Source organism: Bradyrhizobium sp. WYCCWR 12699 (assembly GCF_032144035.1).
In the GTDB taxonomy this organism is placed as follows: Bacteria; Pseudomonadota; Alphaproteobacteria; order Rhizobiales; family Xanthobacteraceae; genus Bradyrhizobium.
This window is the reverse complement of record NZ_JAVTJN010000030.1, coordinates 773,725-787,507: the sequence shown is the minus strand read 5'-3', so window position 1 is coordinate 787,507 and position 13,783 is coordinate 773,725. Positions and strand designations below refer to the sequence as shown.

The window sequence follows — 13,783 nt, the reverse complement described above, 5'->3', positions numbered from 1 at the left end:
GACCCCTTGAGGACTTCTATGGCCTAGTCCGCCGTCTTGAGACGGCCGAACCCATGAAAACCCCAACGATTCCATGACCTCCGAACGCTATAACGCCCGCGACGCCGAACCGCGGTGGCAACGCCTCTGGGACGAACAGGCGATCTTCGTCTCCAAGAACAACGATTCGCGGCCGAAATACTATGTACTCGAGATGTTCCCCTATCCGTCCGGGCGCATCCATATCGGTCACGTCAGGAATTACACGCTCGGCGACGTGCTGGCCCGCTTCATGCGCGCCAAGGGGTTCAACGTGCTGCACCCGATGGGCTGGGACGCGTTCGGCCTGCCGGCCGAGAATGCCGCGATCGAGCGCAAGGTCGCGCCGAAGGCCTGGACCTACGACAACATCGCCGCGATGAAGAAGCAGCTCCGCTCGATCGGGCTGTCGCTGGACTGGAGCCGCGAATTCGCGACCTGCGATCCCAGCTACTACAAGCACCAGCAGAAGATGTTCCTGGACATGCTCGCCGCAGGTCTCGCCGAGCGCGAGAAGCGCAAGCTGAACTGGGACCCGGTCGACATGACCGTGCTCGCCAACGAGCAGGTCATCGACGGCCGCGGCTGGCGCTCCGGCGCAATTGTCGAACAACGGGAAATGAGCCAGTGGGTCTTCAAGATCACGAAGTACTCGCAGGAATTGCTGTCGGCGCTGGATGGTCTGGACCGCTGGCCCGACAAGGTGCGCCTGATGCAGCGCAACTGGATCGGGCGCTCCGAGGGCCTGTTGATCCGTTTCGCGCTGGATGCGGCGACGACGCCGGCTGGCGAGAACGAGCTGAAGATCTTCACGACGCGCCCCGACACGTTGTTCGGCGCGAAGTTCATGGCGATCTCGGCGGATCATCCGCTGGCGCAGGCAGCAGCCGCGAAGAACCCGAAGCTCGCGGAATTCATCGCCGACATCAAGAAGATCGGCACCGCACAGTCGATCATCGACACCGCGGAGAAGCAGGGTTTCGACACCGGCATCCGCGCGGTGCATCCGTTCGACCCGAGCTGGAAACTGCCGGTCTATGTCGCCAACTTCGTGCTGATGGAATACGGCACCGGCGCCATCTTCGGCTGTCCGGCGCACGACCAGCGCGACCTCGACTTCGTCAACAAGTACAATCTCGGCAATACGCCCGTCGTGTGCCCGGAGGGCCAGGATCCGAAGACGTTCGTGATCACCGACACCGCCTACGATGGTGACGGCCGCATGATCAATTCGCGTTTCCTCGACGGCATGACGATCGATCAGGCCAAGGACGAGGTCGCAAAGCGCCTGGAGATCGAGCTGCGCGGCAACGCGCCGGTCGGCGAGCGGCAGGTCAATTTCCGCCTGCGCGATTGGGGCATTTCGCGCCAGCGCTATTGGGGCTGCCCGATCCCGGTCATCCATTGTCCGAAATGCGACGTGGTCCCGGTGCCGGACGCCGACTTGCCGGTGGTGCTGCCGGAGGATGTGAGCTTCGACAAGCCGGGCAACGCGCTGGACCATCATCCGACGTGGAAGCATGTCACCTGCCCCAAATGCGGTGGCAGCGCCAACCGCGAAACCGACACCATGGACACCTTCGTGGATTCGTCCTGGTATTTTGCGCGCTTCACCGATCCCTGGAATGAGACCGCCCCGACGACGCCCGCGGTCGCCAACCGGATGCTGCCGGTCGACCAGTATATCGGCGGCGTCGAGCACGCGATCCTGCATCTGCTCTACAGCCGCTTCTTCACCCGCGCGATGAAGGCGACCGGGCACATTGCGCTGGACGAGCCGTTCGCCGGCATGTTCACGCAAGGCATGGTGGTACACGAGACCTACCAGCGGGCCGACGGTACCTATGTGCAGCCGGCCGAGGTCAAGGTCGAGGTTGGCGGCAACGGGCGCCGCGCGACGCTGCTCAGCACGGGCGAAGACATCCAGATCGGCCCGATCGAGAAGATGTCGAAGTCGAAGAAGAACACCGTCGACCCCGACGACATCATCGAGACCTACGGCGCCGACGTCGCCCGCTGGTTCATGCTGTCGGACTCCCCGCCCGACCGCGACGTGATCTGGAGCGACGAGCGCGTCCAGGGCGCCTCGCGCTTCGTGCAGCGGCTGTGGCGGCTGGTGAACGATTCCGTGGAGCTCGGCAAGGCAGCGCCCGCGGCCCGGCCGGCCAGCTTCGGCCCCGACGCCACCGCCCTGCGCAAGGCCGCCCATGGCGCGCTGGACAAGGTGACCACCGGGATCGAGCGGCTGCACTTCAACGTCTGCCTCGCCCATATCCGCGAATTCGCCAACAGCTTCTCGGAAATCCTGCAGCGCCCCGGCCAGCCGTCGTCCGATCTCGCTCCAGATTTGGCTTGGGCGATCCGGGAGGCCAGCCAGATCCTGGTCCAGCTGTTCTCCCCGATGATGCCGCACCTCGCCGAGGAGTGCTGGCAGGCTATGGGCCAGAGCGGGCTGGTTTCCGAGGCCAACTGGCCCCAAATCGAACGCGATTTGCTGGTCGAAGACAGCGTGACCCTGGTGGTCCAGGTCAATGGCAAGAAGCGGGGTGAGGTCACAGTTGCAACAGCGGCCCAGAATCCGGAAATCGAGGCTGCCGTTTTGGCCCTCGATGCGGTAAAGCTGGCCCTGGACGGCAAGCCCGTCCGCAAGGTGATCATCGTCCCCAAGAGGATCGTAAATGTTGTCGGCTAGGATCCGCATCGCAGCCCGCTTGCTGGCGGTCGCCGCCCTGGCCGCGTTGACCGCCGGCTGCTTCCAGCCGATGTATGCCGAGCGAAACGACGGCACCCCCGGCCTGCGCGAGAAGCTGATGGGGGTCGAGCTGCCCCCGATCAGCAAGCCCAACGCCTCCCGCGAGGCTCGCGTCGGCGTCGAGATCCGCAACGCCCTCGCCTTCAAGCTTTACGGCTCGGCGACGGGCATGCCGCCAACCCACCGGCTGGACATCCGCTTCACCACCAACCGTTCCTCGTTGATCGTCAGTACCGCGACGGGACTGCCGACCAACGAAAATCTCGGCATCGACGCCCAGTACAATCTGATCGACGTCGCGACCGGCAAATCAGTCATGTCCGGCTCGACCTTCTCGCGCGTGTCCTACGACATGCCGGGGTCCTATCAGCGCTTCTCCCGCAACCGCGCCGTGCGTGACGCGGAGGATCGTGCCGCCAGCGAGATTGCCGACAACATCACGACCCGGCTCGCCTCGTTCTTTACCGCGGGGACCTGAACCACTCCCGTCATTCCGGGGCACGCACAGCGTGAACCCGGAATCGCGATCAACAATCTCTGGATTCTCAGGTGCGCAATGCGCACCGTAGTTGGCGCATCGCGCGCACCGGAATGACGATCTAGGCCATGGTCGCGCTGCGTGGAAAAGAGATCGACAGCTTCCTCGCCCGCCCCGATGCGGGGCGTCCGATCATCCTGCTTTACGGTCCCGACGCCGGTCTCGTGCGCGAGCGCGCCGATGCGTTGATCGCCTCCGCCGTCGATGATCCCAACGATCCCTTTGCAATGGTGAAGCTCGACGGCGACGAGCTGTCCGCCGAGCCATCGCGGCTGGTCGACGAGGCCATGACGGTGCCGCTGTTCGGCGGCCGCCGCGCCATCCGCATCCGCGCAGGCTCGCGCAGCTTTGCCAGCGGGGTCGACACCCTGGCCGAGATGAACGTCAGGGATTGCCGCATCGTGATCGAGGCCGGCGAACTCCGCCCGGAATCGCCGCTGCGCAAGGCGTGCGAGAAAGCCAAGACGGCGGTGGCGATCGGCTGCTATCCCGACACCGAGCGCGATCTCGCCAAGCTGATGGACGACGAGCTGCGTATCGCGAATCTGCGCATCGCACAGGACGCCCGTGCCGCGCTGATGTCGTTCCTCGGCGGCGACCGCCAGGCCTCGCGCAACGAGCTGCGCAAGCTGACGCTCTATTCCCACGGCAAGGGCGAGGTCACGCTGGACGACGTGATGGCTGTGGTCGCGGACGCGTCCGAGCTGAAGCTCGACCCGATCGTCGACGGCGCCTTTGCCGGGCGGCCCGATATCGTCGAGACCGAATTCGCAAAAGCCATGATCGCCGGCACCTATCCCGGCGTGATCATCTCCGCCGCGCAGCGCCAGGCGGCGTGGCTGCACAAATCCGCGCTCGCCATCGCCGACGGCCAGCCTGCCTCCGCCGTGCTCGACGGCGGCTATCCGCGCCTGCATTTCTCACGAAAGCCCGCGGTCGAAACCGCGCTGCGCAATTTCAGCGTGGCGAAGCTCGCCGCCGTGATCGAGCAGCTCGCGGCGGCGGCGCTCGACACCCGCAAGCAATCCACCCTCGCCGCCGCCATCGCCCAGCGCACGCTGATGGCGATCGCCGCAAATGCGAAGCGGCGGGGCTGAGCCCGAACTCTCTCCGTCATTGCGAGCGCAGCGAAGCAATCCAGAATCCCTCCGCGGAAAGATTCTGGATTGCTTCGTCGCAAGTGCTCCTCGCGATGACGATGTTGACGCACACGGCCTTCCCAACGTCGTCCTGGCCATCGCCAGGGCGAGACTGAAGGTGTGGCCAATCGCCCGGCTCGCAACGCCAGGGCAGGTCGAGGCCTACAGCGCGCCCTTGGCCAGGCGCTTCATGACCTCGTCGAGCTGATCGAGGTTGCGGTAGTTGATCTGCACCGAGCCGCCGGGGTCGCGGTGATTGACGGTGACCTTGAGGCCGAGCGCATCGCTGACGCGCTTCTCCAGATCGATCGTGTCGGGGTCCTTTTCCTTGCCCCCCGTGCTGCGCGCCTTTTGCGGCTTGCGCTCCGGCACGCCCTCTTCATGCGCGAGCGCTTCGGCCTGCCGGACGTTGAGTCCCTCCTCGACGATGCGCTTGGCGGCGGCGAGCGGATCCGGCACGCCGATCAGTGCGCGGGCGTGACCGGCCGTCAGCTCGCCGGTTGCGATGAAGGCCTGCACCTCCGCCGGCAGCTTGGTCAGCCGCATCATGTTGGCGACGTGGCTGCGGCTCTTGCCGACGACCTTCGCGATGTCGTCCTGGCTGCGTTTGAACTCGTTGGCCAGCGCGTGATAGCCCTGCGCCTCTTCCATCGGATTGAGGTCTTCGCGCTGCACGTTCTCGACGATCGCGAACTCCAGCGCATCGCTGTCGCTGATGTCGACCGGCACGATCGGCACTTCGTGCAGGCCGGCCATCTGCGAAGCGCGCCAGCGCCGCTCGCCGGCGATGATCTCGAAGCGATCCTGCGCGCCCTTCACGGGACGCACCACGATCGGCTGGATCACGCCATGCTGCTTGATGGACTCGCTGAGCTCCTTCAGCTCGGTGTCGGAAAAGGTGCGGCGCGGATTGCGCGGATTGGCCTTGATGAATTCGATCGGCACCTTGCGCTGCGCGCGCGGACGGTCGACGTGCTGAGCCTCGCCGCCGACATCACCGATCAGACTTGCAAGTCCCCGGCCCAGTCGCGAACGCGCTTCATCGGCCATCGCCAGCTCCCTTGGATTCACGGTGCAGCACTCCAGAACTGAATTTCAAATCGTAGGTCGTAGGGCGGATCAGCGCAGCGTAATCCGCAACAGGTTCGTTCGCGGCGAGAGATCGGCGGGTTGCGCTGCGCCAACCCGCCCTGCGGATCTCACGTCAATGCGTAACGCGCAGCTCGCGCTCACGCTGGATCACCTCGGTGGCGAGCCGCAAATAGGCTTCGCTGCCGACGCATTTGAGATCGTAGACCAGCACCGGCTTGCCGTAGGACGGCGCCTCCGAGATGCGCACGTTGCGCGGGATCATGGTCTTGTAGACCTTCTCGCCCATGAACTGCCGGACGTCCGCGACGACCTGGTTCGACAAGTTGTTGCGCGAGTCGAACATGGTCAGCACGATGCCGTGGATCGACAGGTTCGGATTGAGCGTCGAGCGCACCTGCTCCACCGTCTGCAGCAATTGCGACAGACCTTCGAGCGCGAAGAACTCGCACTGCAACGGGACCAGGATCGCGTCGGAAGCCGCCATCGCGTTCACCGTCAGCAGGTTGAGCGAGGGCGGACAGTCGATCAGCACATAGGTGTAGTCGGCATCCGGCGAGACGTTGTTGTTGAGCGCACCGATGGCGTCGCGCAGCTTGAAGGCGCGGCCGGGCGTGGTGCCGAGCTCGAGCTCGAGACCGGAGAGATCCATGGTCGACGGCGCGATGTGCAGCCGCGGCACCGCGGTGGAGACCACGGCTTCGCGCAGGGGCGCTTCACCGATCAGCACGTCGTAGGTCGAGCAGGAGCGGCTGCGGCGGTCGATCCCGAGGCCGGTCGAGGCGTTGCCCTGGGGATCGAGATCAACGATCAGGACGCGTTCGCCAATCGCGGCGAGCGCCGTGCCGAGATTGATCGCTGTGGTTGTTTTTCCCACACCGCCCTTTTGATTCGCCAGCGCCAGGATGCGCGGGTGGCCGTGCGGGACCTCGCTGGTCGGTTCTTGCGTCTGCTGCGGCTCGTCAATCACGGTCATCGAAAATTCCCCAGTCCCCTGAACGCCTCACCCGCGCCGTTCGGCCGCATTCAACTCCACGATCCAGCCGTCACCCGTGCGGCTTTGGTGGAGCTGAGGCGCAATATTCCAATATTTAGCGGCTTCGGTCAATTCAGCCTCTACATCTTGACCCTTGAGAAACAACGCCTTTGCGCCCTGGCGCATAAGCGGCTCCGCAAAGCCGATGAGTTGATGTAGCGGAGCCAGCGCACGCGCGGTGACGCAATCGACGGGGCCGGTGATTCTATCCACATTATCCCCGATCTCAGCGAGATGTACGACTCCCGGAGATGTGGTGACGCGAATCGCTTCGCGCAAAAAGGCGGCCTTCTTGGCGATTCGCTCGACGAGATGGACCCTCGCATCCGGCGTGCCGGCCATGGCGCAGGCGAGCACCACGCCGGGAAAGCCGCCGCCACTGCCGAGGTCGGCCCAGCGTTTTGCCGTAGGCGCGAGCTCGACCAGCTGGAGCGAGTCGGCAATGTGCCGGGTCCAAAGCTGTGGCAGGGTCGAAGGTGCGACCAGATTGGTCTTGGCCTGCCACTCCCGGAGCAGCGCGATATAGCGATCGAGCCGCTCCTCGGTTTCACGTGAAACGGGCGCGAGCTTCAACGCCGCCCGCTTGTCGGCAGCGATGATGGAATCGAGTGCGGGATCGTTCGCGCTGGCTTTGTCGATCTTTGGCTTGGCGGGCCCCGGATCAGATCGATGGCCCGCGCCCTCACCTGTGCCGGGTCGTCGCGATAGCGGTCTGTCTCCGCCCGGTCCGCGCTGTTTCACGTGAAACGCCTATTGCAATTGGCTTATGCGATTGCCTTGGAAGTCTTCCGTGCCTCGCGACGAAGATAGGCCGCGAGGATGCCGAGCGCCGCTGGTGTCATGCCGTCGATCCGGCCGGCCTGGCCGACCGTGAACGGCCGCGCCTTCTCCAGCTTGGCGCGGACCTCGTTGGAAAGACCGGGCACGAGGCTGTAGTCGACCTCCGACAGCACCATCCCCTCGTCGCGCCGGAAAGCCTCGACGTCGGCGCTCTGGCGCTCGAGATAGACATCGTATTTGGCGTCGATCTCGAGATGGATCGCGATGACGGGATCGATGGCTGATAGCTCCGGCCAGATCGCCCGGACCTGGCTCCAGCCGATCTCCGGATAAGCCATTAGCTCGAAGGCCGACCGGCGCTGGCCGTCCCGGTTGAGGGACAATCCGTGCCTGATCGCCTCGTTCGGGGTGATGGTCAGCGACTTCGAGAGCGTCCGGGCTGCGTTCAGGGCGTCCATCTTGGCGCGATGGTGCAGGGTTCGGCCGCTTCCAACACACCCCAGGGCGATGCCCTTCTCCGTCAGACGCTGATCGGCATTGTCCGCCCGCAGCGTCAGCCGGTACTCGGCCCGCGAGGTGAACATCCGATAGGGTTCGCTGATGCCGCGGGTGACGAGGTCGTCGATCATCACCCCGAGATAGCCATCGGCACGATCGAACACCGTCAGTGCCGCTCCGCTCGCAGCAAGCGCCGCATTCAGACCGGCCACGATGCCCTGCCCGGCCGCTTCTTCGTACCCGGTGGTGCCGTTGATCTGCCCGGCCAGGAACAGCCCGCGCAGACGCTTGGTCTGCAGGGTCGGATCGAGCTCCCGGGGATCGATATGGTCGTATTCGATGGCGTAGCCGGGACGGACCATCTTCACCCGCTCCAGGCCCGGGATGGTGGCGAGGATCGCGAGCTGGACCTCCTCGGGCAGCGACGTCGAGATGCCGTTGGGATAGACCGTGCTGTCGTCGAGCCCTTCCGGCTCCAGGAAGATCTGGTGACCGTCACGGTCGCCGAAGCGGACGATCTTGTCCTCGATCGAGGGACAATAGCGCGGTCCGGAGCTCTTGATCTGGCCGGAGTACATCGGGGAGCGATGGACATTGGCCCGGATCACTTCATGCGTTGCCGCGGTGGTCCGGGTGATCCCGCACTGAATCTGCGGGGTTGTGATCCGCTCGGTCATGACCGAGAAGGGCTCCGGCGGTTCGTCACCGGGCTGCATCTCGACCGCGGACCAGTCGATCGTGGTGCCATCCAAACGCGGCGGAGTGCCGGTCTTGAGCCGTCCCAAGGTGAAGCCGGCTCGCTCGAAGGAGGCCGACAGACCCATCGCGGGGGCCTCGCCGACCCGGCCGGCCGGCCAATTCTTCTCACCGAGATGGATCAGACCACGGAGAAAGGTGCCGGTGGTGACGACAACGGCCCCTGCCCGGAGCTCCCGGCCGTCAGCCAGGCGCAATCCAGTCACTCGGCCATCGGTCACGATTAGCTCGTCGGCTTCGCCTTCAATGATGAAAAGGCCCTCGGTCTCGCGGATCGCGGCCTGCATCGCAGCGGCATAAAGCTTTCGGTCCGCCTGGGCCCGGGGACCGCGGACAGCAGGACCCTTGCGGCGATTGAGGACGCGAAACTGGATCCCGCCAGCATCGCCGACCCGGCCCATCAGACCATCGAGAGCGTCGACTTCTCGGACGAGATGGCCCTTGCCGAGACCCCCGATAGCGGGATTGCAGGACATTGCGCCGACGGTCGAGAAACGGTGCGTGACCAGGGCGGTCGCGGCGCCCATCCGGGCAGACGCAGCCGCGGCTTCACAGCCGGCGTGGCCGCCGCCAATCACGATGACGTCGAAGCTCTCTCGCTCTGTTCGCATGGGCGGACTTCTAGCTCAGAGGCGGGAAAGCCGGAAGTGGAAACTGGGGCGCGCGGTGGTTCACGTGAAACATGTGCCGAGCGGGGACGGTAAAAACGATTTTGCGAAACCAACCCCATGCAAAGTAGGAAACCTTGGGAGGGGTGCTGTTTCACGTGAAACGGAATGCCCATGTCTGAAGCGCCGGGGCCAAAGCCTGGCGGCGGCAGGCCCGGTCGTTGGGAGCGCAGAAGCAAGCCAGCCCCTGTCTCCCTGGAGGCGGTCTGGATCGCTTCGTTTTATGAGCGCCTCTTAATGAGGGGATCGGAAGCACACCGATCATCTCGACGGTTGCGCTTTCCGGCTGGCTGGCTAGCGGCATGGGGAGACGAGACCGGTCCGGCGGTCACCTGTTTCACGTGAAACGGCCGGAACCCCACTGAATGAAGCGCCCACTCACTGGCCCGGTTATGACCGCCCCGGATTGCGCTTCGCACCATCCGGGCTATGAGGCCGGAACTCTTAAGAGCGAACTCGTTTCACGTGAAACACAAGAAATGGAACAAGCGCTAGTTCTACAATGAAGAACCAGCGCTACTTTCCGATGCAGAATTTCTGAAAAATGGCGCCCAGGACGTCCTCGACGTCCACCCGACCCAGCAACCGGCCCAAGGCATAAGCGGCGGCACGCAATTCCTCGGCGGCCAGCTCTTCGCCTTCTTCTACAAGCTCGAGGCTCCGGCGCAAGCTGTCCGACGCACGGCTCAACAAGTCGCGTTGGCGCGCCCGGGTCAGAACGGCGCCCTCGCTGGCTCCGAAGAACTCGGCTGCGAATTTGACGAGGGCCTCGACCAGTTCGGGGACGCCATCGCCCTTTCGCGCCGAGATCGCAAACTCGCCCGGCGCGGCGGAGCCTCCGGCTCTACCGAGGTCAATCTTGTTTCGGACGATCCACACCGGGCCGCCGGACCGATCGCTCTCCGTCCCGGAAATTTGAAGCGACTGCAACGGCACCGGATCAACGGCTTGCTCGGGTTCGACCAGCCATAACACGAGGTCGGCGTCCTCGGCCCGCGCGCGGGCGCGGCGCACGCCCTCCTGCTCGACCGGATCGTCGGTCTCGCGAATGCCGGCGGTGTCGATCACCGTGACCGGATAGCCGTCGAGATCGAGCTGTACCTCGATCACGTCGCGCGTCGTGCCGGCATGCGGCGAGACGATCGCGACCTCGCGGCGTGCGAGCTGATTCATCAGCGTCGACTTGCCGACATTCGGCTCGCCGGCGATCGCTACCACCAGCCCGTCGCGCAGACGTTCAGAATGTCCCTGTGCCGCAAGGACTTTTGCAATTTCGTCATGCAGCGCCTTGATGGCGCTGATCGCCGGCGCCATCAATTCCGCGGGCACGTCGCCTTCATCGGAAAAATCGATGCCGGCTTCGATCAGCGCCGACGCCTCAATGATGCGCTCGCGCCAATCGCGCGCGCGGTCGCCGAGCAGGCCCCGCAACTGGCGCAGCGCCTGGCGCCGCTGCCGGTCGGTATCGGCGTGAATGAGATCGTCGAGACCCTCGGCCTCAGTGAGGTCGAGCTTGCCGTTCTCGAATGCCCGCCGCGTGAACTCACCCGGTTCGGCCGCCCGTGTATTCGGAATAAAAGAAATAGAGGTGAGCAGCGTCGCCAGCACGGCGCGGCCGCCATGAGTATGGAACTCGGCGATGTCCTCGCCGGTCGCACTGGCAGGTCCTGGAAACCAGAGCACCACCGCATCGTCGATCGGCTCGCCGGCCCTATCCCGGAGCACGCGGCGGCTGGCCTGCCGCGGGGCCGGCAACTTGCCGGCAAGCATCGTCAGCACCTGGCCAGCCTGCGAGCCCGACACCCGCACCACCGCGATCGCGCTGGGCGCCCGGCCGGATGACAGCGCAAAAATGGTCTGGTCTCGCGGATGCATGGCCCATTTGTCCGGCTGCCGGCGAAAAAGCAAATGTCAGCTTCAACTCCGTCCGGGGCGCATTTTGCTGCAAAAATCCCGCAGCAATTTCCTATTGCACTGCAATATATCCGCCAGATTTTGCTGCAGAAACACTTTCTCGGGCAGCGGTTCCACCCCGCCGAATTCAAGCATTACCTAGATATATCAACAGATTAATTGAAGATGGGGATCGGTCGTCCCGACCTCTGTCATGCTGCAGCTCTTCCGCAGCAACAGCGCACAACGAAAAGGGCGCCCGAAGGCGCCCTCTAATCTAATGCTGCACTGCACTCAAGTATTCATGGAGTCGAAGAACTCCGAATTGCTCTTGGTCGAACGCAGCTTGTCGAGCAGGAAGTCGATCGCGTCCATCGTCCCCATCGGATTGAGGATGCGGCGGAGCACGTACATCTTCTTGAGCACCTGCGGGTCGGTGATGAGCTCTTCCTTGCGGGTGCCGGAGCGCGAGATGTCGATCGCCGGGAAGGTGCGCTTGTCCGAGACCTTGCGGTCCAGGATCAGTTCCGAGTTACCGGTGCCCTTGAACTCTTCGAAGATGACTTCGTCCATGCGGCTGCCGGTATCGACCAGCGCGGTCGCGATGATGGTCAGCGAGCCGCCCTCCTCGATGTTGCGGGCGGCACCGAAGAAGCGCTTCGGGCGCTGCAGCGCGTTGGCGTCGACACCGCCGGTCAGCACCTTGCCGGATGACGGCACGACGGTGTTGTAGGCGCGGCCGAGGCGCGTGATCGAGTCGAGCAGGATGACGACGTCGCGGCCATGCTCGACGAGACGCTTGGCCTTCTCGATCACCATCTCGGCGACCTGGACGTGACGCACCGCCGGCTCGTCGAAGGTCGAAGAGACGACCTCGCCCTTCACCGAACGCTGCATGTCCGTGACTTCTTCCGGACGCTCGTCGATCAAGAGCACGATCAGGTAGCATTCGGGATGATTGTGCGTGATCGAGTGCGCGATGTTCTGCATCAGCACGGTCTTACCCGTGCGCGGCGGCGCAACGATCAATGCGCGCTGGCCCTTGCCGATGGGAGCGACGATGTCGATCACGCGTGCAGACAGGTCTTTCCGCGTCGGATCGTCGATTTCCATGCGAAAGCGCTGATTCGGAAACAGCGGCGTGAGGTTGTCGAAATTGACCTTGTGCTTGGCCTTCTCCGGATCCTCGAAGTTGAGCGTGTTGACCTTCAGCAGCGCGAAATAGCGCTCGCCCTCTTTCGGGCTGCGGATGTGGCCTTCGATGGTGTCGCCGGTGCGCAGGCCGAAACGGCGGATCTGCGACGGCGAAACGTAGATGTCGTCGGGGCCCGGCAGATAGTTAGCATCGGGCGAACGGAGGAAGCCGAAGCCATCGGAAAGCACTTCGACGACGCCCTGGCCGACGATGTCGGTCTCGGCGAGTGCGAGCTGCTTGAGGATGGCGAACAGCAGCTCCTGCTTTCGCATCGTGCTGGCGTTCTCGACCCCATTCTCCTCCGCAAACGAGACGAGCTCGGCCGGCGTTTTGGACTTGAGGTCTTCGAGTTTAATTTCCCGCATTGGGGTGGTCCTGTGGGGTAACCTGGGGAGGGGGGTGCGAGGAGGCTCTGAAATGCGGACGTGAGAAGAGAAGGTCCGCAGGTCTGGCAAGGTTAAGTGCCGATGAGGCTTCAAACCTGATGCGGTGTCCGGCCTCTGGAAAGCTCAGACACAACCACATCCGCCTGCGTTGGGTGGGATGTCGACAATATAGAAAATCGCTTCCAGCTCCGCAAGAAGAAGCGCTGAGCTATTCGCGAGAGGCCTTGCCTAGAACGGCTTCACGATCACCATGATGACGATGACAATCATCAGGACAGTCGGCACCTCATTGATAATGCGATAGAATTTCTGGGTGCGCGGGCGCCGGTCGGCAGCGAAATCCTTCAGCCAGCGGGAAAAAAAGCCGTGGACCGCCGACATCGCCAGGACCAGTGCCAGTTTTACGTGCAGCCAGCCGAACGAGAACCAATGGCCCGACCATGCGAGATAGAGGCCGGCGAGCCAGGTGACCATCATGGCGGGATTGATGATGGCCTTGAGCAGCCGACGCTCCATCACCTTGAACGTTTCCGACTGCTTCGAGCCGATCTCGGCCTCGGAATGATAGACGAACAGCCGCGGCAGATAGAGCATGCCCGCCATCCAGGCGATGACGGCGATCACGTGCAGGGCCTTGATCCAGAGATAGACGTTTTCGAACATTTTCGGCCCCGGATTGCTGCCCAGCGAATGGAACTGGGGATAGTAAGAACTCGTTAAGGTCTCACCGTGCACACATATCCGTCCGGTGTGCCTTCCTCAAATCTAGAATCTTAGATTCTTAAGGTTTGAGTCTATGTGACCGTGGATTGGACTCATGCAATTCCATCCGCGGGTTCGCGCGCGCTTGTTCACACCCATCAACATATCCCCTATCGTTCCTGGCGCTCTGCGATAAGTCGGCCAGCCTCAAAGGCTTGCGCCTTTCTGTCAGCAGCTTATCAAGGGGGTTGTCCGCATAATCCCGTTTCCCGCCCGGCAGGCCGGCGAACTTGTTCAGACGGGCAGCGGTGTGAAGAAAATTGGCACTTGTCC

Annotated in this window: 11 protein-coding genes; 4 read left to right on the top strand and 7 right to left on the bottom strand. The window is 63.7% G+C overall.

Annotated features, from left to right (window positions below; all coding sequences use genetic code 11):
- Positions 1 to 73 precede the first annotated feature (73 nt).
- The 3 genes from leuS (at position 74) to holA (ending at position 4,405) form a co-directional block, all read left to right on the top strand.
- The gene (leuS, locus tag RPS27_RS14465) at positions 74 to 2,710 is read left to right on the top strand and encodes a leucine--tRNA ligase (protein ID WP_212064717.1); all 2,637 of its coding nucleotides are present in this window, start codon (positions 74 to 76) and stop codon (positions 2,708 to 2,710) included.
- Positions 2,697 to 3,248, top strand: coding sequence for an LPS assembly lipoprotein LptE (gene lptE / locus RPS27_RS14460; RefSeq protein WP_211415199.1), 552 nt, complete (start codon positions 2,697 to 2,699; stop codon positions 3,246 to 3,248). The genes leuS and lptE overlap by 14 nt, the downstream gene beginning before the upstream one ends.
- A 128-nt stretch (positions 3,249 to 3,376) precedes the next feature.
- Positions 3,377 to 4,405 (top strand): DNA polymerase III subunit delta, encoded by a 1,029-nt coding sequence (holA, locus tag RPS27_RS14455; RefSeq protein ID WP_211415200.1) that lies wholly within the window; start codon positions 3,377 to 3,379, stop codon positions 4,403 to 4,405.
- A 204-nt stretch (positions 4,406 to 4,609) separates the two neighbouring features.
- Here the strand turns inward: holA and RPS27_RS14450 are convergent, their stop codons facing one another.
- The 5 genes from RPS27_RS14450 to mnmE form a co-directional block, all read right to left on the bottom strand.
- Positions 4,610 to 5,497: a ParB/RepB/Spo0J family partition protein gene (locus tag RPS27_RS14450; RefSeq protein ID WP_026312464.1), complete on the bottom strand. Its 888-nt coding sequence runs from the start codon at positions 5,495 to 5,497 to the stop codon at positions 4,610 to 4,612.
- Between the two features lie 154 nt (positions 5,498 to 5,651).
- Positions 5,652 to 6,512 (bottom strand): ParA family protein, encoded by an 861-nt coding sequence (locus RPS27_RS14445; protein ID WP_194405274.1) that lies wholly within the window; start codon positions 6,510 to 6,512, stop codon positions 5,652 to 5,654.
- Between the two features lie 27 nt (positions 6,513 to 6,539).
- On the bottom strand, positions 6,540 to 7,211 hold the full coding sequence (gene rsmG, locus RPS27_RS14440) for a 16S rRNA (guanine(527)-N(7))-methyltransferase RsmG (RefSeq protein WP_313754091.1): 672 nt from the start codon (positions 7,209 to 7,211) through the stop codon (positions 6,540 to 6,542).
- Between the two features lie 125 nt (positions 7,212 to 7,336).
- The gene (gene mnmG, locus RPS27_RS14435) at positions 7,337 to 9,217 is read right to left on the bottom strand and encodes a tRNA uridine-5-carboxymethylaminomethyl(34) synthesis enzyme MnmG (RefSeq protein WP_212064718.1); all 1,881 of its coding nucleotides are present in this window, start codon (positions 9,215 to 9,217) and stop codon (positions 7,337 to 7,339) included.
- Positions 9,218 to 9,790: 573 nt separating this feature from the next.
- Entirely contained in the window at positions 9,791 to 11,149 is a 1,359-nt protein-coding gene (gene mnmE, locus RPS27_RS14430) for a tRNA uridine-5-carboxymethylaminomethyl(34) synthesis GTPase MnmE (protein ID WP_212064720.1), read from the bottom strand.
- A 33-nt stretch (positions 11,150 to 11,182) separates the two neighbouring features.
- Between mnmE and RPS27_RS14425 the strand changes: the two genes are divergently transcribed.
- Positions 11,183 to 11,347, top strand: a complete 165-nt coding sequence (locus RPS27_RS14425) for a hypothetical protein (RefSeq protein ID WP_313754084.1) — start codon at positions 11,183 to 11,185, stop codon at positions 11,345 to 11,347.
- A 114-nt stretch (positions 11,348 to 11,461) separates the two neighbouring features.
- Here the strand turns inward: RPS27_RS14425 and rho are convergent, their stop codons facing one another.
- Positions 11,462 to 12,727: a transcription termination factor Rho gene (gene rho, locus RPS27_RS14420; RefSeq protein WP_008133567.1), complete on the bottom strand. Its 1,266-nt coding sequence runs from the start codon at positions 12,725 to 12,727 to the stop codon at positions 11,462 to 11,464.
- Between the two features lie 249 nt (positions 12,728 to 12,976).
- Complete coding sequence (gene hemJ / locus RPS27_RS14415) at positions 12,977 to 13,411, bottom strand: protoporphyrinogen oxidase HemJ (RefSeq protein WP_212064722.1); 435 nt, start codon at positions 13,409 to 13,411, stop codon at positions 12,977 to 12,979.
- Positions 13,412 to 13,783: the final 372 nt, after the last annotated feature.